26 protein-coding genes are annotated in these 23948 nt (G+C 45.3%); 14 read left to right on the forward strand and 12 right to left on the reverse strand.

Annotated features, from left to right (window positions below; translation table 11 throughout):
- The first annotated feature begins 98 nt into the window (after nt 1-98).
- Nucleotides 99-632 carry a DUF3750 domain-containing protein gene (locus DFP81_RS08870; protein WP_245959124.1) on the forward strand — a complete coding sequence of 178 codons (534 nt, stop codon included), beginning with the start codon at nt 99-101 and terminating at the stop codon, nt 630-632.
- A 119-nt stretch (nt 633-751) separates the two neighbouring features.
- Here the strand turns inward: DFP81_RS08870 and DFP81_RS08875 are convergent, their stop codons facing one another.
- Both DFP81_RS08875 and prlC read right to left on the reverse strand, forming a co-directional pair.
- Nucleotides 752-1012, reverse strand: a complete 261-nt coding sequence (locus DFP81_RS08875; RefSeq protein WP_115897417.1) for a YheV family putative zinc ribbon protein — start codon at nt 1010-1012, stop codon at nt 752-754.
- Nucleotides 1013-1102: 90 nt separating this feature from the next.
- Nucleotides 1103-3133, reverse strand: a complete 2031-nt coding sequence (prlC, locus tag DFP81_RS08880; RefSeq protein ID WP_115897418.1) for an oligopeptidase A — start codon at nt 3131-3133, stop codon at nt 1103-1105.
- Between the two features lie 219 nt (nt 3134-3352).
- On the opposite strand from prlC, the gene DFP81_RS08885 reads away from it, so the two are divergent.
- From DFP81_RS08885 to DFP81_RS08920, 8 genes are all read left to right on the forward strand, one after another.
- A complete protein-coding gene (locus DFP81_RS08885; RefSeq protein ID WP_115897419.1) occupies nt 3353-3898 on the forward strand; it encodes a gamma carbonic anhydrase family protein in 546 nt (181 codons plus the stop codon).
- A 21-nt stretch (nt 3899-3919) separates the two neighbouring features.
- Nucleotides 3920-4393 carry a hypothetical protein gene (locus tag DFP81_RS08890; RefSeq protein WP_115897420.1) on the forward strand — a complete coding sequence of 158 codons (474 nt, stop codon included), beginning with the start codon at nt 3920-3922 and terminating at the stop codon, nt 4391-4393.
- Between the two features lie 96 nt (nt 4394-4489).
- Nucleotides 4490-5122 (forward strand): RNA polymerase factor sigma-70, encoded by a 633-nt coding sequence (locus tag DFP81_RS08895; RefSeq protein ID WP_115897421.1) that lies wholly within the window; start codon nt 4490-4492, stop codon nt 5120-5122.
- Nucleotides 5119-5304, forward strand: coding sequence for an anti-sigma factor family protein (locus DFP81_RS08900; RefSeq protein WP_115897422.1), 186 nt, complete (start codon nt 5119-5121; stop codon nt 5302-5304). Before DFP81_RS08895 ends, DFP81_RS08900 begins: the two co-directional genes overlap by 4 nt.
- A 136-nt stretch (nt 5305-5440) precedes the next feature.
- Nucleotides 5441-5716, forward strand: a complete 276-nt coding sequence (locus DFP81_RS08905) for a BufA1 family periplasmic bufferin-type metallophore (protein WP_115897423.1) — start codon at nt 5441-5443, stop codon at nt 5714-5716.
- Nucleotides 5717-5736: 20 nt separating this feature from the next.
- Entirely contained in the window at nt 5737-6648 is a 912-nt protein-coding gene (gene bufB, locus DFP81_RS08910) for an MNIO family bufferin maturase (RefSeq protein WP_115897424.1), read from the forward strand.
- Entirely contained in the window at nt 6632-7396 is a 765-nt protein-coding gene (locus DFP81_RS08915; protein ID WP_115897425.1) for an HvfC/BufC N-terminal domain-containing protein, read from the forward strand. The genes bufB and DFP81_RS08915 overlap by 17 nt, the downstream gene beginning before the upstream one ends.
- Nucleotides 7397-7417: 21 nt before the next feature.
- Nucleotides 7418-7888 (forward strand): DoxX family protein, encoded by a 471-nt coding sequence (locus tag DFP81_RS08920; protein ID WP_115897426.1) that lies wholly within the window; start codon nt 7418-7420, stop codon nt 7886-7888.
- A gap of 9 nt (nt 7889-7897) precedes the next feature.
- Here DFP81_RS08920 and DFP81_RS08925 read toward each other — a convergent pair whose 3' ends face one another.
- The 9 genes from DFP81_RS08925 to DFP81_RS08965 form a co-directional block, all read right to left on the reverse strand.
- A complete protein-coding gene (locus DFP81_RS08925; protein ID WP_115897427.1) occupies nt 7898-9529 on the reverse strand; it encodes a methyl-accepting chemotaxis protein in 1632 nt (543 codons plus the stop codon).
- Nucleotides 9530-9755: 226 nt separating this feature from the next.
- Complete coding sequence (znuB, locus tag DFP81_RS08930; protein ID WP_115897428.1) at nt 9756-10550, reverse strand: zinc ABC transporter permease subunit ZnuB; 795 nt, start codon at nt 10548-10550, stop codon at nt 9756-9758.
- Between the two features lie 26 nt (nt 10551-10576).
- The gene (gene znuC, locus DFP81_RS08935) at nt 10577-11353 is read right to left on the reverse strand and encodes a zinc ABC transporter ATP-binding protein ZnuC (protein ID WP_115897429.1); all 777 of its coding nucleotides are present in this window, start codon (nt 11351-11353) and stop codon (nt 10577-10579) included.
- Nucleotides 11350-11841: a Fur family transcriptional regulator gene (locus tag DFP81_RS08940; RefSeq protein ID WP_115897430.1), complete on the reverse strand. Its 492-nt coding sequence runs from the start codon at nt 11839-11841 to the stop codon at nt 11350-11352. The genes znuC and DFP81_RS08940 overlap by 4 nt, the downstream gene beginning before the upstream one ends.
- Nucleotides 11841-12773: a nickel/cobalt transporter gene (locus DFP81_RS08945; protein WP_115897431.1), complete on the reverse strand. Its 933-nt coding sequence runs from the start codon at nt 12771-12773 to the stop codon at nt 11841-11843. Before DFP81_RS08945 ends, DFP81_RS08940 begins: the two co-directional genes overlap by 1 nt.
- A gap of 125 nt (nt 12774-12898) precedes the next feature.
- Nucleotides 12899-13513, reverse strand: a complete 615-nt coding sequence (locus DFP81_RS08950) for a MarC family protein (protein ID WP_115897432.1) — start codon at nt 13511-13513, stop codon at nt 12899-12901.
- Between the two features lie 250 nt (nt 13514-13763).
- Nucleotides 13764-14399, reverse strand: coding sequence for a LysE family translocator (locus tag DFP81_RS08955; protein WP_115897433.1), 636 nt, complete (start codon nt 14397-14399; stop codon nt 13764-13766).
- A gap of 61 nt (nt 14400-14460) precedes the next feature.
- A complete protein-coding gene (locus tag DFP81_RS08960; RefSeq protein WP_115897434.1) occupies nt 14461-15027 on the reverse strand; it encodes a DUF1007 family protein in 567 nt (188 codons plus the stop codon).
- Nucleotides 15028-15030: 3 nt separating this feature from the next.
- A complete protein-coding gene (locus DFP81_RS08965) occupies nt 15031-15987 on the reverse strand; it encodes a homoserine kinase (protein WP_115897435.1) in 957 nt (318 codons plus the stop codon).
- Nucleotides 15988-16262: 275 nt separating this feature from the next.
- Between DFP81_RS08965 and polA the strand changes: the two genes are divergently transcribed.
- From polA to DFP81_RS08985, 4 genes are all read left to right on the forward strand, one after another.
- Nucleotides 16263-18998 carry a DNA polymerase I gene (gene polA / locus DFP81_RS08970; protein WP_115897436.1) on the forward strand — a complete coding sequence of 912 codons (2736 nt, stop codon included), beginning with the start codon at nt 16263-16265 and terminating at the stop codon, nt 18996-18998.
- Nucleotides 18999-19156: 158 nt separating this feature from the next.
- Complete coding sequence (locus DFP81_RS08975) at nt 19157-19807, forward strand: Abi family protein (RefSeq protein ID WP_115897437.1); 651 nt, start codon at nt 19157-19159, stop codon at nt 19805-19807.
- 176 nt (nt 19808-19983) lie between these two features.
- Complete coding sequence (locus tag DFP81_RS08980) at nt 19984-20136, forward strand: DNA polymerase (protein WP_281272030.1); 153 nt, start codon at nt 19984-19986, stop codon at nt 20134-20136.
- A 93-nt stretch (nt 20137-20229) separates the two neighbouring features.
- Complete coding sequence (locus DFP81_RS08985) at nt 20230-21765, forward strand: P-loop ATPase, Sll1717 family (protein WP_115897439.1); 1536 nt, start codon at nt 20230-20232, stop codon at nt 21763-21765.
- Between the two features lie 580 nt (nt 21766-22345).
- Here the strand turns inward: DFP81_RS08985 and DFP81_RS08990 are convergent.
- On the reverse strand, nt 22346-23002 hold the full coding sequence (locus tag DFP81_RS08990) for a metal-dependent hydrolase (RefSeq protein ID WP_115897440.1): 657 nt from the start codon (nt 23000-23002) through the stop codon (nt 22346-22348).
- Nucleotides 23003-23235: 233 nt separating this feature from the next.
- Between DFP81_RS08990 and mtgA the strand changes: the two genes are divergently transcribed.
- A complete protein-coding gene (mtgA, locus tag DFP81_RS08995; RefSeq protein ID WP_115897441.1) occupies nt 23236-23916 on the forward strand; it encodes a monofunctional biosynthetic peptidoglycan transglycosylase in 681 nt (226 codons plus the stop codon).
- The last annotated feature ends 32 nt before the right edge of the window (nt 23917-23948 follow it).

Here is a 23948-nt window from a genome sequence, read left to right on the forward strand (position 1 = left end):
CATAAAACAATCAAACTTTGCCCATTAGGGAAACTAAACACACTTGCACTGTGGCGGCACAAGGCGCCAAAATTGCGGATGAACCCACAAGGAGTCAGATGATGCTGAAATACATTGGAGTCATGTTCGTAGCACTATTGCTCAATGCCTGCTCTAACAGCGATTGGCAAACGGCAAGTCGTGAGCCGGCAGGTATCGCGCCTGACCCAGAAACCGACCAAGAGGCCGTTATTGAAGTTTACGCGGCGGATGCATTCAGTTGGCGAGGCTGGTTTGCGGTGCATACTTGGATTGCCACAAAAGAGCAGCATGCAGAGAAATACAAAGTATATGAAGTGGTTGGCTGGCGTTTAAAGAGCGGGTTACCTGCGCTCCATGAATATCAGACGAAAACGCCGGACCGCTACTGGTACGGTGCTAAGCCAGAAAAACTACTATCGATTCAAGGGGAAAAAGCGCAGCGTTTAATACCTCAGATAACGCAAGCTGTTGCTCACTATCCATGGGCGGATCAATATACCGTGTTTCCTGGACCGAATAGCAACACCTTCCCGGCTTGGGTTGGTTTAAAAGTCCCAGAGCTTGGGCTCAAGATGCCTTTTAATGCCATTGGTAGCGGTTACGCAGACTGAGAAACATCGCTTTTTTAGCCACAACAGGTAGCCAGCGTGATCCATAAAAAAACGGAGTCGTTATCTAGGACTCCGTTTTTACAAAAGCGCTATAGCATAAGCTTTAACACAAAAGACAATCAGTGCTTCGTCATTCCAGGGTTTGGAATAAAGTTGATCACCACTTCTTCAGCCTCTGGCGCGCCGCTGTGGGGAGTATTTACACGGGTTGGGATTTCGGTTGGTTGCGCTTGAACCACGGTAGACTGCTCATCCGTGTAACCACACGAAATACACTCACGGTATTGCTTCTCTGCGTCATCATCACGCCAAGCACGAATTTTATCCATTTCACTACAGCGAGGGCATACTGCCCCTGCGATAAAACGTTTTACTGTCATAATATTGCCTATTCGCTTCGCTAAAAAAGCAGCATTAAGCTGCTTTTTTATTGTCGTTGTTAGCCGCGCTCGCGATGCGGCATTCTACAGCTAGGCTGCAATACCACTGTGTCTTAATAAAGCGTCGGTACTTGGCTCGCGACCACGAAACTCAGCAAATAATTCTGCTGCTGGACGAGAGCCACCATTGGCTAATATGGTATCACGGAAGCGGGCTCCCGTGTCTTTATTGAAAATGCCATCCTCTTCAAATTTCGAAAAAGCATCCGCTGATAACACTTCAGCCCATTTATAGCTGTAATACCCTGCCGCATAGCCCCCAGCAAAAATGTGCGAGAAACCGTTCTGGAAACGGTTAAACTCGGGTGGCGTTGTTACCGCAACGTCACGACGCACTTCGTCAATAACGGACTGAACAGAAATGCCTTGCTGGTATTCGCGGTGCAAACGGAAATCAAACAAAGAAAACTCCAATTGACGCACCATTTGCATACCTGATTGGAAGTTTTTCGCTGCTAACATTTTATCTAACAGCTCAGTCGGCAATGGCTCGCCTGTTTCATAATGACCCGCAATGTGCGCTAAGGCTTCTGGCTCATAACACCAGTTTTCCATAAATTGGCTTGGTAACTCAACCGCATCCCATGCCACACCGTTAATACCTGAAACGGACGATACATCCACTTGAGTAAGCATGTGATGCAAACCATGACCAAACTCATGGAACAAGGTTGTCACTTCATCGTGGGTTAATAACGCTGGCTTATCGCCAATTGGCGGAGTAAAGTTGCACACCAAGTAGGCAACAGGAAGCTGCAGACGATTGTCACTCAAACGACGGCGCGTGCGGCAAGAATCCATCCAGGCACCACCACGCTTTGCTTCGCGAGCATAAGGGTCTAGATAGAAACGAGCCATATCTTCTCCCTCTTTGCTGATGGTAAATAATTGCAAATCTTTGTGGTAACTATCGAATACTTTCTCTTCGCGGATATCCACACCGAATAAAGTTTGTGCCACGTGAAACAAACCAGACAACACCTTATTCATTGGAAAATAGGGACGCAGCTCTTCTTGGGAAATACTGTATTTATGCTGACGTAATTTCTCTGCGTAGTAGCCCATGTCCCACGCGTTTAACTCTGCTACACCATTTTCGTCTTTAGCGAACGCGGTTAATTGAGCAAGGTCTTGTTCTGCTGAACTTTTCGACTGCTTCGCTAAGGTTTGCAAGAAGTCGATTACTTGCTGACCGTTATCGGCCATCTTGGTCGCCACGGACAACTCAGCGTAGTTATCAAAACCTAGAATGTGAGCCATTTCGTGACGTAGCGCTAGAATTTCATCGATCAAAGGCGCGTTATCAAACTTGATATCCCCCCCTTGATCAGAAGCGCGAGTTGCAAAGGCGCGATACATCTCTTCGCGTAACGCGGCGTTATCCGCATAGCTCATCACCGGCATGTAGGAAGGGAAATCTAGGGTAAACAACCAGCCTTCTTTATCTTTCGCTTCTGCCATTTGTTTCGCTTGCGCTAATGCAGATGCAGGCAATCCAGCCAACTCACTTTCATCTGTGATTAACTTGCTCCAAGCTTGAGTCGCGTCCAATACATTTTCGCCAAATTGACTGCTCAATTCAGACAAACGCTGACTGATTTCGCCATAACGTTTTTTGGCGTCGCCCTCTAAGCCAACCCCGGATAACTCGAAATCACGGATGGTTTGCACCAAGGCTTCTCTTTGTGCCGCGGACAGCTCATTTGCCGCTTCACTTTCTGCTAACGTTTTGTAAGCTTGATAGAGTGCTTTATTTTGGCCTAGGTCTGTGTAGTACTGAGTTAATTTCGGCAAACAAGCGTTATAGGCTTCGCGCAGCTCTGGGGTATTTTTAACAGAGTTAAGGTGACTAATAGGCGACCAAAAATTAGCCAACTCATCATGCAGCTGATCCAATGGCAGCACTAGGCTTTCCCAGGTCGGCTCGCTGTTTTCGTTCACGCACGCATCTATCGCCGCTTGCGTATCTCGCAAACGCTCTGTCAATTCCGCTTCAATACTGGCGACATCAAGCGTAGAAAAGGTTGGTAAGCTGGTCGCATCCCATACGGACTGTGGCATATCATGGTATCCTTCTATGCGAAAAACGCGCTAAGACCATCATGGTTACTTGTGTATCGCGTTTCATAAAATGGTTAAGGCAACTATTTCGCGGCCTTATGAAAAGTAATCTATGTGTAATAAGATATGTGGTGTTTGGTTTTTTTCAATGATGCTATCGCTATCATGTCGATAGTTCACCTTTACTGCACACAAAAACACCCATAAAAGAGAGGCTCTATGGTGATGAAATCGTTTCGTGGTAAGACTCCACAATTAGGTGAACGCGTTTGGGTTGACGACAATGCGGTGATTATCGGCGATGTCACCATAGGTGACGACAGCTCTGTTTGGCCGCTGGTCGCTATTCGAGGAGACATGCATCATATTCGCATTGGCGCCCGCACTAGCATCCAAGATAACTCTTGTCTGCACATCACCCACGCCAGTGCCTACAAGCCAGAAGGTCACCCTTTGTCTATCGGTGACGATGTGACTATTGGGCATATGGCTATGCTACACGGCTGCCAAATAGGCAATAAAGTCTTAGTGGGTATGGGCACCACCATTTTAGATGGTGCTGTCGTCGAAGACCAAGTCATCATTGGTGCAGGTTCTTTAGTCCCCCCTGGCAAACGTTTAACATCCGGTTTTTTGTATCTAGGTTCGCCCGTGAAACAAGCAAGACCTTTAACTGAAAAAGAAATCGAATACTTTCAGTATGCTGGCCTTAACTACGTTAAGTTAAAGGACGAATACCTCGCAGAAGCTGCCCAACAGGCCTAAAACATAACGAGAAAATACCGAATGAAACGTAAAAATAACTCTACCGCCGCGTGGATTTTTACTCTTATCGCCGTCGCTGGCATTCTCTGTGGACTAAGCGAAAGTTTTCGTAATTATTTCGAAGAACCGCACTTATCAGCAGACCAACTGGCCGAGTTACATATTCAGTTACTGCCTGAAGCAAGAGATTTACCGGACTTATCCACGCTGAGTAAGGTTAAAAAACATCAGTGGTATGGATTATTAGTACAACCTAAGCTCTGTGACGCAATCTGCCAAGGAGAAATGTCGACCTTTGAAAGCAATGGTCAAGCGGTCCTTCGCCCTGGCGATACTTCCTATGCACAAACCTTATCCTTACTTAATAAAGTAGGCGACAAGGCTTCTCCAGGCCTACTGCTGTTAGTTAACAGGCATAATCAGCTGGCTGGCAGCATCACACCACCGTACAGTGTGAATAAGATCAACCAAACCTTTACAGCGCTTAATCAATAAGCGCTGTTACCTTTCTTAGCAAATCTTTTCCTATGCAGCGAACATTCACGCGTTTCGGCAGTCTACAATGGTAATAAATTATCCGTAGAGGCTTAAATGACAAACGCCAGTATCTCATCCGACCCAACTCCTCCTAATGCCGCTGGCATTTTCCTCAACGCGGACTTTATGAATGATCTGCGGCAACAAATGCTCAAATTCGCTCGCCTACAAGTCCGTGATGACCAACTGGCTGAAGACGCGGTTCAAGAAGCCATGTTGTCCGCCTATAAGAATATAGATCGCTTTTCGCGCCAAGCAGCACTAAAAACATGGGTTTTCTCGATCCTGAAAAATAAGCTAATCGACCTATTACGCAAAGAAAAGCGCTACACAGCAGCCAGCCAATTAGAAGAGGGGCCGAACGTAAATGGCGAAGAGCTGATTGAAGTCTTATTCAACAAACACGGTCATTGGCAAAAAAGTGAACGTCCTCAAAAATGGGATACCCCAGATCACGGGGTTGAAAACGCACATTTCTGGCGAGTATTTGACGCCTGCCTAAACGCCCTCCCCGAAAAATACAGCCGCTATTTTATGATGCGGGAATTTCTTGAAATGGACACCACAGAAATTTGCCATAACGAAGATCTCACCGTCACCAATCTCAATGTCACCCTTTATCGTGCTCGCCTACGCTTAAGAAAATGTTTAGAGGATAACTGGTATCAAACGGAGAAAACATCATGATGAACTGCCAACAAGCCACTCAGTTGTTGTCTGAAAAGTTGGATAGACCACTCGATACTAAAGAAAAAATATCCCTTGGCGTACATACTACCCTGTGCCCACCCTGTCGTCGCTTTGCACAACAAATGGAAGAATTGCGTTCTATTTCAAAGCGTTACACAAAAGACCCTGACGACAAATGATTTTTTTTAGTTTTTTAAATAATTTGTGTAAGAAAACCCATTTCCCCCTCGTCAAAGATGGGTAACACAAGCAAAGCATAAGGCATTGCTTGTTATCCCTTTGACATACTAATTAATAGAAAATGAGGTTATCACCATGAAAAATACAAAAGCATCTCTAGCCCTAGCACTTGGTACTGCCGTTGCAATCTCTGCAGTATCTGTTCCTGCTCAAGCTGCTGGTAAAGAAAAGTGCTACGGCGTAGCACTAGCAGGTCAAAATGATTGTGCTGCAGGCCCAGGTACATCTTGTGCAGGTACATCTAAAACGGATTACCAAAGTAATGCTTGGAAAATTGTCCCAGCGGGCACTTGTGTAGAAATGGAGTCTAAGACATCCCCAACTGGCCACGGCCAATTGAAAGCTTTCTAAGTAAACGGACTCACATTCTCATGTCTCGTTTCACACCAAAAGTCGAAGATGCAACACTTGCTTCTTCGACCTTTTCATCCCTCTCTGGTATCAGCTTAAAACCTGCTTATTATCACAGCATATTAGCGGATCTACCTGAGGTAGGTTTTTTTGAAATTCATGCCGAAAACTATTTAAGTAACGGCGGACCTGCGCGCCATTATCTGCATAAAATCCGCGAGCATTACCCTCTCACCGTACATGGTGTTGGGCTGTCCATTGGTGGTGAAACTCCCCTAAATATCGAACATTTAAAGCGCGTTTCCAAACTGGTTAACGAGCTTCAACCTGTTGTTTTTTCAGAACATTTGTCATGGTCGACACACCATAGTCAGTTCTTAAATGATTTATTACCAGTACCCTATGATGGCCCAACATTAGACCGTGTGTGCCGACATATTGAGCAAGTTCAAGAGTATCTACAAAGACAAATTCTGCTTGAAAATCCATCGACTTATTTTGAGTTCACACGCAGCAATATGAGCGAAACGGATTTCATTCGTGAAATTGCCAAACGCACTGGCTGCGGCTTATTACTGGATGTGAATAATGTCGAAGTATCTTGTTTTAACAATAGAACCAACCCATACGACTACCTCAATGATTTCCCACTAAATGCCGTGGGGCAAATGCACCTTGCTGGTCACACCATAGACAGCAACACCACATTGCCATTGAAAATAGACAGCCATGATGAGCCTGTGTCCCAGGATGTATGGGCACTTTATCAATATACCTGTGTTCAGCTAGACGCTCTTGGTCAGGCTTGTCCAACACTGATTGAACGCGATGGTAACCTTCCGCCATTAACGGAACTGCTTGCAGAAGCACGCTATGCCGACACGATTCGCCAAACGGCATTAGAGGGCAATTCCTATGAACAACGAATTTAAAGCTGCTCTATTGTCTGAAGACACTCGTTTTTATAGCGAAATAGACGCCCAGACCCTGCAAGAAAAAGAAATCCGACTGAACGTTTACCGTAACAATGTTGTGGTCTCATTGATCGATGCATTGTCCGATATATTCCCTGTTACTCAGGCATTGGTAGGGGATGATTTTTTTCGGGCTATGGCAAAACAGTACTTGCTGGTATCGCCACCAGAATCCCCTATTATCAGCGAATATGGTCACCTTTTTTCAGACTTCATTCGTCAATTTGAAGCCGCCCAGAGCCTGCCATATCTCGCTGATTTAGCCGCCCTCGAATACAGTTTATTGGCACTCACCCATGACGTAGAACACGCCACACTAAACCATGAACAAATAGCAGAAGCCTTTGCTCAAGTAGACGACCCCTCTGCGCTGTATTTAAGTTTACCTCCCACCTCGCTATTACTGGCGTCTCCTTTTGCGATCGGCTCACTCTACCATGCACATCGTAATGATGGAGACCTGCGCTTGAATCAGGTTGCCATTCAGGAAGGCGAATATTTACTCCTTGCGAAGTCGCATTTAGTCGCTCAATTACATGTGATTAGCTACCAAGAAGCATGTTTCTTCAAACAGTTATTACAGAACAAAAAGTTGGAAGAGGCGCTACCAGACTCAGACGAGTTCGATCTAGGGGCTGTTTTGGCAAAATTAATAGAGTGGAAATTAATTACCACCATTTCTGATCAGCCATTAGCCGCTGAATAACGGTAAACAGTGAGGTAAAAAATGTTGTCTTTAATATTATCTAAAAGCGATGCTTTGTTTCGTCGAATCCCCGAGTCACTGGTGCTCTTTATCGCAAGGTTTGCGATCGCGGCGGTCTTTTGGAAATCAGGGCAAACTAAAATAGAGGGCTTTGCACTTGATATCATTAGTGGCAATCTACAATTAGGATGGCCTCATTTAAAAGAGTCCACCTTGTTTCTATTTGAATACGAATATAGCCTTCCTTTACTGTCTCCTGCACTTGGCGCCCTACTGGCTGCCACGGCAGAACATGTTTTACCTATTCTGATTTTAACTGGATTCTTTACTCGCTTCGCTGCACTGGGCCTGGCTGGCATGACCTTAGTTATTCAGCTTTTCATCTATCCAGATGCTTACCCTACCCACACCACATGGCTCACTATTACTTTACTACTTATGTATCGCGGCGCGGGAGTCCTTTCCCTAGACCACTGGTTATTTAAACGCTAAAACAAGCATTTAACGAGCAGGCAAAGTAAAGATAGAAGTCGCTTCTCTAGTCTGCTCTGCTGAATCAAACAGCTCGTCGGTTAGTTGACTCAAACGCAATGAGGTCTGTCCATTATTCTCAGTGACCTCAGCAATCAAGGTTGTATGGTTGGCAATATCTTGCACTTCATTGGCTTGTTGCTGAGCCAACTGAGACAACTCATCAAGGCTGTTTAGCGACACCGCAGAGTCTGCTTCTAACTGGCTTAATGGTGCGACAACTTCCTCGATATGCGTCACGCCTGCACGCATTTTTTCTTGGCCCTTAGACATTTCGTCCGATAACTGAATCGATAAACCGCTAATGTCAGTGATGACTTTATCTATGGATTCCGTTACTTCTGCGGTACTAGTGGCAAGGTTTCTCACTTCGTCAGCAACCACGGCAAAACCGCGGCCGCTCTCACCCGCTCGTGCCGCTTCAATGGAAGCATTAAGCGCCAATAAATTAGTTTGCTCGGCAACATTTCGAATGCTATTTACCAAATTAGACACAGTGGAAGTGCTTTCCTTTAACTTGGCAACAGAGTGGGATGTTTCTTCAATATAAGCAGCAACTGAGGTGATGTCCTGAGCCGCTGAGGTGATAACCGCTTTGCCTTGTTGTGCCAAATGATGCGCCGCTTCCGCTTGATTGCGTGAGACACTAAGGTGTTCCGCCATCACTTTCACCCCTTCAGACAACTCACCAACAGAGCCATGGATATCATTTGCCATAGTTTGTTGCTGACGAGAACCTTGCTGCACGCCTTCCATGCTGGTGCGAATATTTTTGACCGCAGCCACCACAGTTTGAGCACTGTCATCTATTTTCTCAATAACCCCCGCAAGACTGGTACGCATACTAGTCACACTCTCTACCAGCAGACCAATTTCACCCTTTTGCTTAATTCGAACATCATGGGATAAATCGCCTTTGGCAACACGATCCAATAACTGCACCACTTGCCCAAGTGGTTTCACAATACTGCGCGTAATCAAAATAGACATGACCGCACCTATGATAAGGGCCAATACACCTTGCCCAAGAATCAGCATAATGCCAGATTCAGTTTCCGATAAAATCTGTTGCTGTTTGGATTGAATCAGCGACTGCTGACGATCCGCAAAGACGGAGGTTTGATCTAAAAAGGTTTGTAAATCACTGCGCGTTTGCCCCGCCATTAAATTTTTGGCTTCTTCTAACTCACCAAGTTCAAGGGCTTCTACTGTTGCTTGAAGTGCTTTTTGATAAACCCCACGTTGGTTTTTTAAACGTTCGATAATCTGCTGGTCTTCTGGCAGTTGCACCAGGGTTTCCATCTTGGCAAGGCTTTCATCCATCATCCGGTTGCGGTCATCTATTTCTTTATAAATAGCGATCCGAGCATCTCTGTCTTCTAACACAAACAGCATCAATAAACGGCTCGCTAAGCTTTCCGCGTTCACATTTAACTCGCCAGTTAAATCTACCAAGGCGGCATTTTCACCAACAATTGTTTTGATATTATTGGACAAAAATTGAAAGCGCGTCACAGAAAAGAACAGCACAGATAACAATAAAATGAACAGAACCAGATAGCTGCCCCACAGGCGGCCTCTAATCGTTGAGAATCCCAGCATAGTACTTCCCCGCATTTAAAAGAAATTATGAAACCGTTAAAAGGCTCAGTCAGCAAAGGGACAAAAGGGAAGCCCTATCTTGGCCTAAGCACCGTCTAAACGTTACAAGATAAGACGTTACAAGATAAGGCTTTATTACAGATATCAACAAAAAAGAGAGAAGCCTGATCTGATCGGTTGATCAAATCAGGCTTAAGCAGGAGTCATGGCGTTTAATTAGCCAATGCTAAGCAATGCGACGCTTTAGCGGTGAGGTATACGCGATCAAGAAAAGTAACGCAGCACAAACCACCACGCTTGGTCCTGTTGGCGTATCCCAATGGTAAGACGCCCAAACGCCACCACACACAGCCAAGCAACCAATCACACTAGAAATCGCCGCCATTTGTATTGGTGTGCTAGACAATTTTCGAGCCGTTGCCGCTGGAATAATCATCAAAGAAGTAATCAACAAAACCCCAACGATCTTCATCGCTACGGCGATGACTAACGCCACCAGCAGCATCATTAATAAGCGAATCGCTTCTACTGGGTAACCTTCCACTTTCGCTAACTCTTCATTGACCGTTACTGCCAGTAAGGGCTTCCAAAAAGCCACCAGCAAGGCCAAGACCGCTAACCCGCCACCATAAATCCAGTAAAGGTCCGTTTGGCTTACAGCCAACAAATCACCAAATAAATACGCCATCAAGTCGATGCGAATATTGTCCAGAAAACTCACCGCGACGAGCCCAAGAGACAAAGAAGAGTGTGCCAAAATACCCAACAAAGTATCGGTCGCTATGATGTGCTTTTTTTGCAACGTAACCAGAACGGCTGCCAAGCCAACACACAACACGACAATCGCAAGGTTTAAATTAATATTGAATAAAAAGCCCAGTGCGACCCCCAGCAAGGCAGAATGCGCTAAGGTATCGCCAAAATACGCCATCCGTCGCCAGACAACAAAGGCGCCTAATGGACCGGCCACTGCCGCCACGCCTAAACCACCAAGCAGGGCTCTGATTAAAAATTCTAACATGTTAGCGTTTGCTCCAAAGCTGACGATTAATGATGAGTGCAATGCGTATGTGCATCGCCATCTTCAGACAAAATAGACCCATGTTCATCATGTACATGATCGTGTTGGTGGGCGTAAATCGCGATCGACTCATCTGCGCCAGGAATACCAAACAAAGCTTGGTACGCCGGATGCCCTGTGACATGTTGCGGGCTACCGGAACAACACACATGTTGGTTGATGCACACTACGGTATCGGTTTTTGCCATTACCAAATGCAAATCATGGGACACCATCAGCACACCGCAGTTTAGTTCGTTTCGGATGCCTTCAATCAAGTTATAAAGCTCTACCTGACCGTTCACATCTACCCCTTGAACAGGCTCATCCAAGACCAACAAATTAGGCTTATTCAATAAAGCTCGTGCCAATAAAACACGCTGTGTTTCACCGCCAGATAAGACGTGTACTTGGGAATGAATAAGATGTGCAATGCCTACTTTTTCCAAGGTCGGCACAATTTGTTTTTTATCCACTCCTCGCACCAAAGCCAAAAAGTGCTTAACGGTGAGCGGTAAGGTGGGATCGATATGCAATTTTTGGGGCATATAACCGATACGCAATGATTGATTACGGATGATTTCCCCTGTCGTGGCCATCTGAAGTCCCAATAGAGTACGAATCAAGGTGCTTTTGCCACTGCCATTGGGACCAATCAGCGTTACGATTTCGCCTTCATTAATGGTCATATCGATATTGTTTAATAAGGCTCGCCCACCAAATTCAATACCGATTTTATCAAAGGTGACTAATCGTTGGCTCATAGGGAAGCTCCTGCTTTTTTACAGGCAGAACACAGTCCAGTAAGCTCGATGGTTTCTGATCGTAATTCAAAATCCTGTTCTGCGGCTCTGGCTATCAGTGAAGCATGGATGTCTTGATAATCAAATTCCATGACATTGTGACACTCATCACAAATCAAAAAGTAGCCTTTATGGGCTTTATCTGCGTGAACACAACCTAAAAATGCATTCATTGATTCAACTTTATGAATCAAACCTGCCGCCAATAGAAAGTCCAAGGCCCGGTAGACGGTTGGTGGCGCCGAGTTAAAACCCTCTTCGGCCAATTTTGCCAACAACTGATACGCGCCTAAAGGGCGATGGCTTTCCCAAATAAGCTCCAATGCTCGACGACGCACCTTAGTTAAACGCTGCCCTTGTTCAGCACATAGCTGTTCTGCTGTTTCAAGCGCAGATTCAATACAATCGTTATGGTTATGACCCGTATGTGGGTGATGCTCTTCACTCATTAGAAGACCCTTCCTGCATTACTGCTGTAACTCCACATCATTGAGATGCTGATAATGATCAATACTATTGCCGCAAAAAAGCCAAAACCACGGGACAGCCTTTGTCGCCATATGCCTTGTTTGCCGCCCATTAAATAACTACTGTCACGGATAATTACGCTGACCGCTGCAAGCCCAGCCACCGTGATGGCTGTGCCTAAAGACATCGCCAGAGTGGCGAGAACCCCCCAATGGAAAATGCCTGCACTCATGCTAAACAGCAACACCAGCACCGCGCCACTACAAGGACGAATACCCACAGCTAACACCATAGCGAACCAACTACGACGGTCTGCCGTTTGCTCTTCTTGCACCCTGCCCAACTGGCTATGAGCGTGGTCGTGGTCGTGGTCGTGGTCGTGGTCGTGGTCGTGGTCGTGAGAATGATCATGACCACAACTGGATTTACCTCGCATTAGACGCCATAGCATCCACAGCCCGATCGCCCCCACCGCAGCAAAACTCGCCAATTCAAAAAAGCGGCTAATTTGGGTCGCTTTTCCAGCTAAAGAAAAAAGCTGTCCAACGACAATAATCAGCAAGATGGCCATTAACCCTTGGGCGGCAGCACATATAAAAGACAACACAATGCCACGTCGTAAGGGGGCTTTACTGGCCAGCATATAAGCAGAAATAACCGCTTTGCCATGGCCCGGTCCCGCGGCATGAAAAATACCGTACAAAAAGCTCGCTGACACCAAGCTCCACAACACAACAGGGCTACCATCTTGGCTTAGCTTTTGTACAGCCCCCGCTAATTCTCGATGCAAACTGACTTGCTCGAAAACAACCCAATGAATAAACGCATCGTAGCCAAACAGGCTCGTTGCCGCATAGACTGGAGTAATGCAAAACAGGCAGGATAAACAGAAAAGAAAGGCGTTTCTCGCCATAACCTACTCACTTCAATAAAGATTCAACCTGTTATACTATAACAAAATAAAATCAAGAAGAAGCAGAAACGAAAAAACACCTTTTTAGGCTTAATTCAGCGTTCAATCTTCACCACAAAACCGAATCACTGGCCAATAACAGGCTGTAGAAACCCCATTAAACCGCTCATAAAAATTTGCGACGCCATGGCGGCCAAAATAAGCCCTGTGATTTTCGATAGTACATTCAACCCGGTGCGACCCAGTAAGCGCTCAATCAAAGAGGCAGAATACAATATCAAGGTCAGACTCGCTAAGGCCAATAGCAGACCACCCAGCCCTAATGCCATTTCCCAGCCATGCAGCTCTGCACCATAAACCAGAATAGTACCAATGGTTGCTGGACCAATAATAATAGGCACAGCTAACGGCACAACCGAAACATCTTCACGCTCTTCACTTGGCATGCCGACCGCATGATTTCGAGTACCGTCCCTGACTAGGCTTAATGCCGATAGGAACAGCAATACGCCAGAACCCAAGCGGAATGCATCCAAGGTAATTCCCAACACAGCAAATAAACTGCCACCGAAGAAAAACAATATCAATGAAATCACCACAGACGAGATAATGGCTTTATTTGCCACTTGTCGACGCACTGCAGAGGTTTCGCCGCGGGTCAGTGCCAAAAACATCGATAGCACAAAGAAAGGGGCAAACAGGAAAAAGAATTTAATCCAAGTTGAGATCAATAAGCTCATTTAGGGGAATACCAGAAGACGTCATCAGCACCTTTGCTGATCACTAATTTATCGTTTAAGCCTTGCGAGATCACCGCTGTGGCCTGCCTCATTTTATGCGCTTGTGACGCATTGAATATTGCGTCTAGAAGAGTCCTTCTAAGACGCGACAATTCTAGCAAAAACACACTGGATATCGATGCACAAATAGGTGAATAAAAAAGAAAAACCGGCACAAAGTTCTGCTTTATACCGGCTTTGAAAATGAGGTTTAACGTTGGGTTAACGCGAGCTTAGCACCAAAACCTAACAGCAATACTCCAGTCACGCTATCTAGTGTCTGTGCGATTCTTGGTCGCGCTAGCCAAACACGCGCTTTATGCACCATAAGGGCAAGAAACGTCTGCCACACCATCGCGATCACAAAGTGAAGCGACGCCATAAACAAAGACTGCGCTAAGGCAGAATGGCTTGGGTCAATAAACTGCGGCAAAAAAGCCATGTAGAAGATAATCGGCTTAGGGTTTAATACATTAGACAAAATACCTTGACGAAAACTGCCCCAGCCAGTCAATGCCTTGCTCGGTTTAGTATCGTTAAATGACATACCGGTGGGCTTCATTGCGCTGCGAATCGCTTGCACACCCAAATACACTAAATACGCTGCACCTAATAATTTAAACCCCGTAAATAAACTGGCTGAGCCTAACAAAATCACCGATAACCCCAACGCCGACAAGGTCGCATGAGCAAACAAGCCCATACATATTCCCAAGCTAGTGAGAAAACCCAAACGCCAACCACCCGCTGCCGCATTGCGCATCACCAAAATGGTATCCACACCCGGGCTCATAGTTAGCACCGTAATCGCAGCCAAAAATGACAACCAGTGAAAATGCTCTAGCATCCAAACGCTCCTGTTTTAAAGGCAAATCTAAAGGGAATATCGGTTAACTGGCCTGCCTTTATTAAGGTTGGCAACTTAAAGCGACCCAGGTTTCTATACCTAACTCTTTGGCATCCTGCTCCATTGGAGTACAGCTTTCCGCAAGGCTACCTGACAATTCAAGCAAGCCGACTTCCAGTGGCACCATAGCAAAATAATACTCAGGGTCACCAAATGCCATTGTTAACTTTGTTGTTTCAAGGTTAACTGGCGCCGGCAAGGTTACCTTTAGCGTCATCCAAAGCATTTTGTCCTTCATACCAAGATCGCTAATGGTAACGGATGCTGGCTTTAGCGTTTCGTCCGCTACTTTTAGCTGTACAAAATAATCGTCTTTCTTAAGGTTTTGCAAACCTTCTAACAACTGCGCACGCTCATTCCCCGTAAACTTGCCGTCTGCGTTTTCATCATACGCTTCAAGCAAACTCAACGAAGTGAACACATCCCACGACCAAGTCGCGTTCAAGGTTTCTATGGCGGGCATGTCTACTACTGCTTGGTATTGAACATCCACCCAAATATGTGGATGCGCCAGCGCTGAGTTAGCACCAAGTAAGGCAAACCATAAAACCCCAATTAATCGGAACAAGTGCTACTCCATTAACGCGGGAGCATGACGCACGCGCGCTTCTAATATTCGCTGAAATTCTTTTGGATCATGCTGCTGGGCTAAACGCTCTGGGTCGTCTTTAGCACCATGCCAAGCTTCAAGGCGAGACAACCAAAAACGCACGGCCGCAATCCTTAACATGTGTGGCCAAGCCAGTATTTCCTCAGCACTCGGACGGCGCTCATGGATGTAGTTGTGCAATAAAGCACGGTACTTTTCCATGTCTAATTCACCGCTATTAAGATCCGAGCACCAATCGTTTACGACGATCGCTAAATCGTACATCACCCAAGAATGGCACGCATTGTAAAAGTCGATAATCGCCGACAGTTGGTCCCCTTCAAACAAGGTATTGTTAAAAAACAAGTCACCATGAATGGTTGCTTTAGGCAGATCTGGGTGCTGCTTCACAAACTCATCAAAGGCATCAATTTGTGATAATAAAAGATGTGCTTGCTCTGGCTCCAGTTCAGGTGCGATTGCCTGACTTGTTGCCTTCCACCAAGCTTCACCGCGGTGGCTCTCTCTGTGCTCCGGGAAATCTTCTCCAGCAATATGCAGCTGTGCCAAAGCAGAGCCCATTAGCGCACAGCTTTCTACGCTGGTGCTTTCAAGACCATCGCCTGGGAAGCAATCAACAATAATAGCAGGGCGATCTTTGACCACCCGCAAGCGCTCACCATGAATATCAATCAAGGCAGCAGGGACGTTAAAACCTTTGTGTTTAAGGTGCGCAACCACATCCAAAAAGTAAGGCACTTCATCAAATTCAAACTCTTCAAACAAGGTAAGAACGTATTTGCCCGTGGTGGTGTTTAAAAAATAGTTGGTGTTCTCCACACCACCAGAGATACCTTGGTACGAAACCAATTCACCTAAATAATAATCAGCCACTAGGGCCTTCATGTCAGAGTCCGAGAGGGAAGTGTAAACAGCCAAGTTTGCTACCTATTGATCGTCAAGGGGATAGAGCGATTAAGAAAACGTCTATGCTCCACAATAAGCGACGAAAGGTCAATTCGAAGTGATGGAAATCCTCTATTTCTGGGGCGATTTTCGACTTAATCTAAGCTGACAGCCAAAACAGCTTTTGACAGTTAATGCGCAATTTAGACTGAAAAAATCCTCGTAAGTGCTTAGAATAGGCAGCAATAATCGCCGATTCATACAGAGGTTTCATTTTGGCTACCGATTCTAAGACACACACTCCACCAATGATTCTGGTAGACGGCTCGTCTTACCTTTACCGAGCGTTCCACGCGATTCCACCGATGAGCACCAGCGATGGCCAACCGACCAACGCGACTCGCGGTGTAATCAGCATGATCCGTAGCCTGATCAAGAGCTACCCAGACTCCCCTATGGTGATCATTTTTGATGCCAAAGGAAAAACCTTCCGCGATGAGATTTACAGCGAATATAAAGCACAACGCCCACCTATGCCGGACGATTTGCGCCCGCAAATCGAACCGATTCATCGCATGGTAGAAGCCATGGGCTTACCGCTAGTGATCATCGACGGTGTAGAAGCCGACGACGTCATCGGCACCATCGCCAAACAAGTGGGCGAAACAGGCCGTGAAGTGATCGTATCCACAGGTGATAAAGACATGGCTCAGCTCGTCACTGACAAAGTCACCTTGGTCAACACCATGACAGATACTGTAATGGACATTCAGGGCGTAAAAGATAAGTTTGGTATTCCACCAGAACTCATCATCGATTATCTGGCCCTAATGGGTGACAAGGTCGATAACATTCCTGGCGTACCAGGTGTTGGCGAAAAAACAGCACTCGCCCTCTTACAAGGCTTGGGCAGCATCAAAGACATCTACACTCGCCTAGACGACATCGCAGCCTTAGGCTTTCGCGGCTCGAAAACCTTGGCGAAAAAGATGGAAGACAACAAGGAAATGGCCGAGTTGTCCTACACCTTGGCCACCATCAAGTGCGACGTGGAGCTGCCGTTCAATGCCCTAGAATTGAAAAACAAAGAAGCTGATAAAGATGCTTTAAGAGAGTGGTTCACCAAGCTTGAGTTCAAACGTTGGGTCGCAGAGCTTGACCAAGCGCCAAGCGTCGAAACCGCCAGTGACACGCTTAATACAGATGGGCAAGCCGCCGTGCCAGTCGCGCCTAACCTTGTCGCAGACTACACCACAGTGTTGGATAAAGAGACCTTCGCCGTTTGGCTTGAGAAAATCCAAAACGCTGAACTGACCGCTTTTGACACAGAGACCACCAGCCTAAACTACATGGCCGCAGAATTAGTCGGCGTGTCTTTCTCAGTAGAAGCCGGCGTTGCCGCGTATGTTCCCTTTGCCCACGACTACGAAGGCGCACCAGAACAGCTCGATCGCGATTGGGTACTCGAACAGCTCAAACCTTGGCTAGAAGATGACAGCAAAGCAAAAGTTGGCCAACACCTTAAGTACGACGCTAACGTATTGAATAACTATGACATTGTGTTGCGCGGCATCGCCTACGACACCATGTTGGAATCTTACGTGTACAACTCGGTTAGCTCGCGCCACGACATGGACACCCTGGCGAAGAAGTTTTTAGACCATACTTGTGTGAGCTTTGAAGACTTGGCCGGTAAGGGCAAAAAACAGAAAACCTTTAATGAAATCGACCTAGAACAAGCCGCTTTCTATGCCGCAGAAGACGCCGATATTACCTTGCGCCTTCATCAAGCGATCTGGCCACAAGTTGAAAAAACACCAGAATTGGTCAGCATCTTTAAAGACATCGAATGCCCTCTTGTACCCGTATTGGCAAAAATGGAACAAACCGGCGCCTTGATCGACCCTGATTTGCTGCACGCGCAAAGTGCAGAGATCGCCGGTAAGTTACAAGAGCTGGAAATCAAAGCCCACGAGCATGCTGGCGAAAGCTTCAACCTCAGCTCGCCAAAACAGCTGCAAGTCATCTTGTTCGAAAAACAAGGTTTGCCTGTCATCAAGAAGACACCAAAAGGCCAGCCATCTACCGCCGAGCCTATCTTGCAAGAACTGGCACAAGACCACGAACTGCCACGCTTGATCATGGAACACCGCACCTTGTCTAAGTTGAAATCAACGTACACCGACAAGCTACCAGAAATGATCCAGAAAACGGGCCGCATTCATACCTCTTACCATCAAGCCATCACGGCGACCGGTCGTTTATCGTCCACGGATCCAAACTTGCAGAACATCCCGATCCGCTCGGCAGAAGGCCGTCGCATTCGCCAAGCTTTTGTGGCGCCAAGTGGTTACAAGCTCATCGCAGCCGATTACTCACAAGTGGAACTTCGCATCATGGCGCATTTGTCACAAGACAAAGGCTTACTCGATGCCTTCACTAGAGACGCCGATGTGCATAAAGCCACCGCTGCCGAAGTCTTCGAAGTCAGCCTAGACGAGGTCACCACAGAGCAACGCCGCCGTGCTAAAGCCATCAACTTCGGCCTGATCTACGGCATGTCCGCGTTTGGTCTGGCGAAACAACTCGACATCAGCCGCCCAGAAGCCGCGAAATACATAAAACGCTATTTCGAACGCTACCCAGGTGTACAGCAATACATGGAAAACACCCGCGAAGGCGCGAAAGAAAAAGGCTTTGTGGAAACCATCTACGGTCGTCGTTTGTACTTGCCTGACATCAGAGCGAAAAACGCCATGATGCGCCAAGCCGCCGAACGCACCGCGATCAACGCACCGATGCAAGGCTCCGCCGCCGACATCATCAAACGCGCCATGATCAAGATGCACGACTGGCTCGCCGACACCGACCTAGACGTGAAAATGATCCTACAAGTACACGATGAATTGATCTTTGAAGTGGCCGAAAAAGACCTAGACGCCGCCCAAGCAAAAATCACAGACATCATGCAAAACAGCAGCACAATCGACGTGCCTTTATTGGTTGAAGCAGGCATTGGAGACAACTGGGACGAGGCGCACTAGGGGCTTTGATAAACCCTAGAACAAAAAAAGCCATGCATGAGCATGGCTTTCTATTTCGTCTGTCTTCGGTGGGCTGCCTAAGCAGGGATATCCGAAGCTCTCGTTGATAATGCTAGCCAAAAGAAGTGTATCCGTCAAGACAACTTAAGGAGGCAAGGATGCCATATAACGCTATAGAGTACGCTCTTTCCGTTAATCGGTTCTCAACATATCGCCAAGCGGTAATAACATCGTTTGGTCATAACTGCACTGTAACGACCTTAAGGCTCTATGAATGGAATGCAGAGCTTTCCAGTCGATTCTTCTTTCCAATACATATTTACGAAGTTGCCATTCGTAATGCTATTTCTGATGCCATTAGCGGACGTTACGGCAGTGACTGGCCAACCAACACAGTCTTTCAAAACTCGCTAAACCACTTAGATAAGCAAACGCTTTTGGCGGCGTTGCGCAACGGCTACCAAGGAGTCGGCAAGCTACTTCCCGAAATCAAGTTTGTGTGGTTTGAGAATATGCTTACCAGCCGACATGATGGCCGCATATGGAAACCATATATCACCACAATTTTTCCAAATGCACCGACATCCATGACACCACAGGAAATCAGAAAAGCATTAAAAGACGCATGCTACATCATACGAAAATTCAGAAACCGATGTGGTCACCATGAACCGATATTTAACAGTGCGAGTTTATCTGATGTATATCCACATATCCGCAAGTCATTGCATTGGCGATGCGCAACAACAAGTAACTGGATGGACAGTAAACAGTCTGTTAGTGAACTATTGTGCAAGCCTGTGATATAAAGCGGTTTGAAGAATTGAGAAGATAAAAACCCCTAAGCAAATTCGTCGCAAGCAACTTCATTGAAAGGGGCCATGTTGGAACTAATTATATACGAAAGGTTCATGAATCAAAATGCTATATAGGGATGTGCTCCCTGAGCGATATTCACGACTGACTTGTGGTAGCCGGCCTAGACGTGAAAATGATCCTGCAATTTCACGATGAATTGATCTTCGAAGTGGTTGCAAAAAACATCGACGCCGCCAAAGAAAAAATCGTCAGTATTATGCTGAATAGCAGCAAAATCGACGTACCATTACTTGTGGAAGCGAGAATTGGAAACAACTAGGACGAGGCGTATTAAGCGCCTCCTCCTAAAAAAATATGTTAGGTGCTTAACCCCTCGAACTAATCATATGACCAAAGATAAAAGGACTTTAAAATGACTCCATACAAGTTTAGATCTGACGACACTATTGGTAATTTAGATGCTGAATCCGACTCATTTCTATCTAGTTGCTTCCTTGAGTCGAATGTCTACAAAATTCTTGCCAACTTTGAAAACAATATGGATTTTACCAAAAGAATAATAGTGGGCAGAACCGGTTCTGGAAAAACGGCACTCCTAAAACAGATAAAAGAAGATCATCGAATCAAAAAAACCAATGAAATTGAAGCAGAGTCTACGGTTTTTGAACATATAAAAAATAATGTATTCATATCACAACTCACTGATGAAAAAATTGATTTAAGAGTTTTTTATAAATCTTTATGGGTTCATGTTTTACTAACCAAAATAATAGAAACAATTGATACCGATAGGTTCATGGACTTACTCAAGAAACCTTTAAGTACAATAAAGAAAAGATACAATATTGAATTAGCTAAGGATTATATAGAGTCATTCAGCAATGGTTTTTTTAATGATAACATAATTTCTGAAATGACAGATAGAATGCAAAATGATTTAAAAGCATCTTTTAGCATTTCAGGCATAGGCATAAGTGGCGGTACATCTTCTGATACTTCTCAAAAAATCCAAAGAGAAACATCCAGATATGTAAGCTCAGAATTACTTAAAAAACAAAAAGAAATTATAAAAATAATTGAAGATGAATTTAGTAATGAACATCAAATAAAAATAGTAATAAGCATTGATGATCTCGATAAGTCTTGGCTTAGTTCTAGTGAAATAAGATATGATTTCATTAATGCTCTTTTAGATGCTTTCAAAGAATTAGTGAACGTTAAATCTGTAAAAATATTAATATCTATCAGAACCGACATTATGATGGGGATATATAAAAACAACTTAAGACAAGAGGAAAAAGATAAGGCTTTCATTTTGCCAATCAAATGGAGTAGGCAAGAAATATCAGAAATATTAGACAAACGTATAAATCACTTAATAAAACATAGATATCAATCTAAATCAGATGTTAGTTTTTCCGATGTTTTTAGCTTTCCGATAAAAAACACTACTGTCGATAATTATATTTTAGACAGAACAATGCTAAGGCCTAGAGATGCTATTGACTTCATAAATATCTGTCTATCAAATTCTGATGGACTCAATGAAATGGACGAGAATTTAGTTTTACGATCAGAAGAAGAGTTTTATACTTCAAGAAAACAAGCATTAGTAAAAGAGTGGATCAGTTTATACCCTCATATAAAAGATTATATCGATGGAATTTCATTCTTACTTAATTCTAATTTCACAATATTAGAAAATAAAAACACATTTGAAAAAATTGAAGAGTTTTTAATATCGAAATCAAAAGATAATGAGGGAATAGAGCATAACAAGATTGTCACCAACCCTTTTGATCTGATAAATATTTGGTTCATGATTGGAATTGTAGGGATTAAAAAATCAGACTCACTCATCATCTACTCCAGTTTTGATAAACAAGAGTTAGACATAACAGACCAAACTAAGAACTTCATTATTCATCCTTTATTTTTTAGAGAGTAACTTTACAAGCGAAAATCACACAGCTAACAATTGGGGTCAGATGAAAATTTAATCCATCTGACCCGGTTACCTACCTCGCTTTCTTGGCGTCACTCGCCTACCCGTTAGCTTCTCGATATCCTCTTTAAAAAGTTTGTTTCCCAATGCTATATCTACAACAATTGATTGAATGTCATGAGGACCATCGAGTCTAATAGTAAAGGTACAGAAGAAACTAAGTCAGGACTTTCCATATCCATGGTTTACCAGCGCCTTCCAAGACTTTAGAAGTGAAAAAACCGACACTAGGCCGGCTTATTCGTCCAACTCCAGGGGGCTGTATGTCGCCACGCGTGGAAGAAGGATAAGTTGTGAGCATAAAATAGCCAACTAGAGTAAACATTGCAATGCGAACCCTCTAAAAACTATGACATTAAAATGAGCAAAGTTCTGCTCAAAAACTGCTCTTAATCACCATAATGAGCAAAACTATGCGAATTCAGGTACTCGACAACACACACTATCCAGCCAAATGCTTAGAAAAAATGCCATCCGATGAAACCTTTATGAGCATAGTAGCAGCAGAACAACACCAAGTTTATTAATAGAGTTTCAAAACAGACAGCCAAGCATCTGGGGGTGGGCTTAGCCAGTATCCTGCGGCGCAGAATAGTACTAGCACTAATGAGGCGAGCGGTTCGCCCCAGTCGGTGAGTTTGAGTGCGGTGCCGAAAGAGCGTTTGATGCGCATGCCTGAGAGTTCGATGCTGTATAGCTCGTCGAGTATCAGGTGTATGGTGGCGCCTAGGAAGATAAAAGCGCCGATGCCCCATGCGGTTTTTGCACTAAGGTCAAACACATGATACGCAATCGGCACGGCAATAGCGGCAAACATGACGTTGGCCAGTAAGCTATGCAATGTTCCTCTGTGGATGGTGAGTTGTTCAAACAGCCATTGTATTGGGAAGCGTACGATTAGGTAGCCTGTCGCCGCCAGTGCAAGTACTTGCCAGTGAGGCAGCTGATTTACCCAAGCGGCGATGATCAAGCCTGCAACCAGTGCGCCGAACAAGCGGAACACCAGCCGGATGGCTATCGATTCATCCGCGTCAATATCGGGTAAAAGCCCTCCTAGGGTTCCAGCCAAAGCGTAGAAAATCGCTTCATTCATATGCGCAAATCCCATTACAAAAGCACTGGCTGCCAATGGCGCGCTGATGGCGGCAGCAACGGTAACGTGGGTATTAAAATTGGCCATCTGAGGTTGTCCTTGTGGCGATAAATTAAGCTAAGGTGATGTAGAGCTGACAGTAATTTTTAGCGGGTGAAGGCTACAGGACTCGAGAGATAAGGTCTGCGTATCAATACGTAAAAGGTCTGACCCTTTCCTGTAAAGATGGCATTCGCGGCGTCTAAGTCATTAGACATGCTAGTGTAAAAAGTTGCTATTATATTAAAAGGGTAACCCCTTGCTCACCTTTGAGGTAATAAATGGCAAAACGCAAACACGGTGTTATCGCTAAAATCTGGTCTGTCATGTGGCGTCTGCTGGTCGCCTTTGCGTTGGTTTTGTTGCTGTTTCGCTTTGTATCTCCCCCCACCACGGCTTTTATGCTGCAAAGTGACTACCCAGTCAAACAACAGTGGGTGGATATCGATAAGTTGCCAATACAGGTGCCCTTAGCGGTAGTGGGTTCAGAAGATCAGCGTTTTCCCAATCACTTTGGCGTCGACTTTACTGCCATAAGCAAAGCCATTAGCCAATATGACAATGGCGAAGGTCTGCGCGGTGCCAGCACCATTACACAACAAACAGCGAAAAACTTATTTCTTTGGCCTGGCCGGAGCTTTATTCGCAAAGGGTTAGAGGCCGGACTAGCCATCAGCCTTGAAGCTATTTGGGGTAAAAAACGCATTTTAGAAGTGTATTTAAACGTCGCAGAATTCGGCAAAGGGATTTATGGCGTAGAAGCCGCTAGCCAGTATTATTTTGGCAAATCCGCCCGCCATCTGACAAGCAATCAAGCCGCACGATTGGCGGTATTATTACCCAGCCCCCGTACCCGAAGCCCAAATCACCTAACCTCAAACCTTCGTCAACGGGTCAATTGGATCGAGCGGCAAATGCAGCAGCTAGGTACGGCTTACCTAAAGCCTATACTCGATAATTAGCAAGATATGCCCCTTCTTTGCTGCTAGAATGC

The organism is Marinomonas pollencensis, assembly GCF_003387375.1.
GTDB classification, from domain to species: Bacteria; Pseudomonadota; Gammaproteobacteria; order Pseudomonadales; family Marinomonadaceae; genus Marinomonas; species Marinomonas pollencensis.

What these genes read in the sequence shown, in the direction of transcription:
- DFP81_RS08870 (WP_245959124.1), top strand. Translation starts at nt 99, where the DNA reads ATGATGCTGAAATACATTGGAGTCATGTTCGTAGCACTATTGCTCAAT.
- DFP81_RS08875 (WP_115897417.1), bottom strand. Translation starts at nt 1,012, where the DNA reads ATGACAGTAAAACGTTTTATCGCAGGGGCAGTATGCCCTCGCTGTAGT.
- prlC (WP_115897418.1), bottom strand. Translation starts at nt 3,133, where the DNA reads ATGCCACAGTCCGTATGGGATGCGACCAGCTTACCAACCTTTTCTACG.
- DFP81_RS08885 (WP_115897419.1), top strand. Translation starts at nt 3,353, where the DNA reads ATGGTGATGAAATCGTTTCGTGGTAAGACTCCACAATTAGGTGAACGC.
- DFP81_RS08890 (WP_115897420.1), top strand. Translation starts at nt 3,920, where the DNA reads ATGAAACGTAAAAATAACTCTACCGCCGCGTGGATTTTTACTCTTATC.
- DFP81_RS08895 (WP_115897421.1), top strand. Translation starts at nt 4,490, where the DNA reads ATGACAAACGCCAGTATCTCATCCGACCCAACTCCTCCTAATGCCGCT.
- DFP81_RS08900 (WP_115897422.1), top strand. Translation starts at nt 5,119, where the DNA reads ATGATGAACTGCCAACAAGCCACTCAGTTGTTGTCTGAAAAGTTGGAT.
- DFP81_RS08905 (WP_115897423.1), top strand. Translation starts at nt 5,441, where the DNA reads ATGAAAAATACAAAAGCATCTCTAGCCCTAGCACTTGGTACTGCCGTT.
- bufB (WP_115897424.1), top strand. Translation starts at nt 5,737, where the DNA reads ATGTCTCGTTTCACACCAAAAGTCGAAGATGCAACACTTGCTTCTTCG.
- DFP81_RS08915 (WP_115897425.1), top strand. Translation starts at nt 6,632, where the DNA reads ATGAACAACGAATTTAAAGCTGCTCTATTGTCTGAAGACACTCGTTTT.
- DFP81_RS08920 (WP_115897426.1), top strand. Translation starts at nt 7,418, where the DNA reads ATGTTGTCTTTAATATTATCTAAAAGCGATGCTTTGTTTCGTCGAATC.
- DFP81_RS08925 (WP_115897427.1), bottom strand. Translation starts at nt 9,529, where the DNA reads ATGCTGGGATTCTCAACGATTAGAGGCCGCCTGTGGGGCAGCTATCTG.
- znuB (WP_115897428.1), bottom strand. Translation starts at nt 10,550, where the DNA reads ATGTTAGAATTTTTAATCAGAGCCCTGCTTGGTGGTTTAGGCGTGGCG.
- znuC (WP_115897429.1), bottom strand. Translation starts at nt 11,353, where the DNA reads ATGAGCCAACGATTAGTCACCTTTGATAAAATCGGTATTGAATTTGGT.
- DFP81_RS08940 (WP_115897430.1), bottom strand. Translation starts at nt 11,841, where the DNA reads ATGAGTGAAGAGCATCACCCACATACGGGTCATAACCATAACGATTGT.
- DFP81_RS08945 (WP_115897431.1), bottom strand. Translation starts at nt 12,773, where the DNA reads ATGGCGAGAAACGCCTTTCTTTTCTGTTTATCCTGCCTGTTTTGCATT.
- DFP81_RS08950 (WP_115897432.1), bottom strand. Translation starts at nt 13,513, where the DNA reads ATGAGCTTATTGATCTCAACTTGGATTAAATTCTTTTTCCTGTTTGCC.
- DFP81_RS08955 (WP_115897433.1), bottom strand. Translation starts at nt 14,399, where the DNA reads ATGCTAGAGCATTTTCACTGGTTGTCATTTTTGGCTGCGATTACGGTG.
- polA (WP_115897436.1), top strand. Translation starts at nt 16,263, where the DNA reads ATGATTCTGGTAGACGGCTCGTCTTACCTTTACCGAGCGTTCCACGCG.
- DFP81_RS08975 (WP_115897437.1), top strand. Translation starts at nt 19,157, where the DNA reads ATGCCATATAACGCTATAGAGTACGCTCTTTCCGTTAATCGGTTCTCA.
- DFP81_RS08985 (WP_115897439.1), top strand. Translation starts at nt 20,230, where the DNA reads ATGACTCCATACAAGTTTAGATCTGACGACACTATTGGTAATTTAGAT.
- DFP81_RS08990 (WP_115897440.1), bottom strand. Translation starts at nt 23,002, where the DNA reads ATGGCCAATTTTAATACCCACGTTACCGTTGCTGCCGCCATCAGCGCG.
- mtgA (WP_115897441.1), top strand. Translation starts at nt 23,236, where the DNA reads ATGGCAAAACGCAAACACGGTGTTATCGCTAAAATCTGGTCTGTCATG.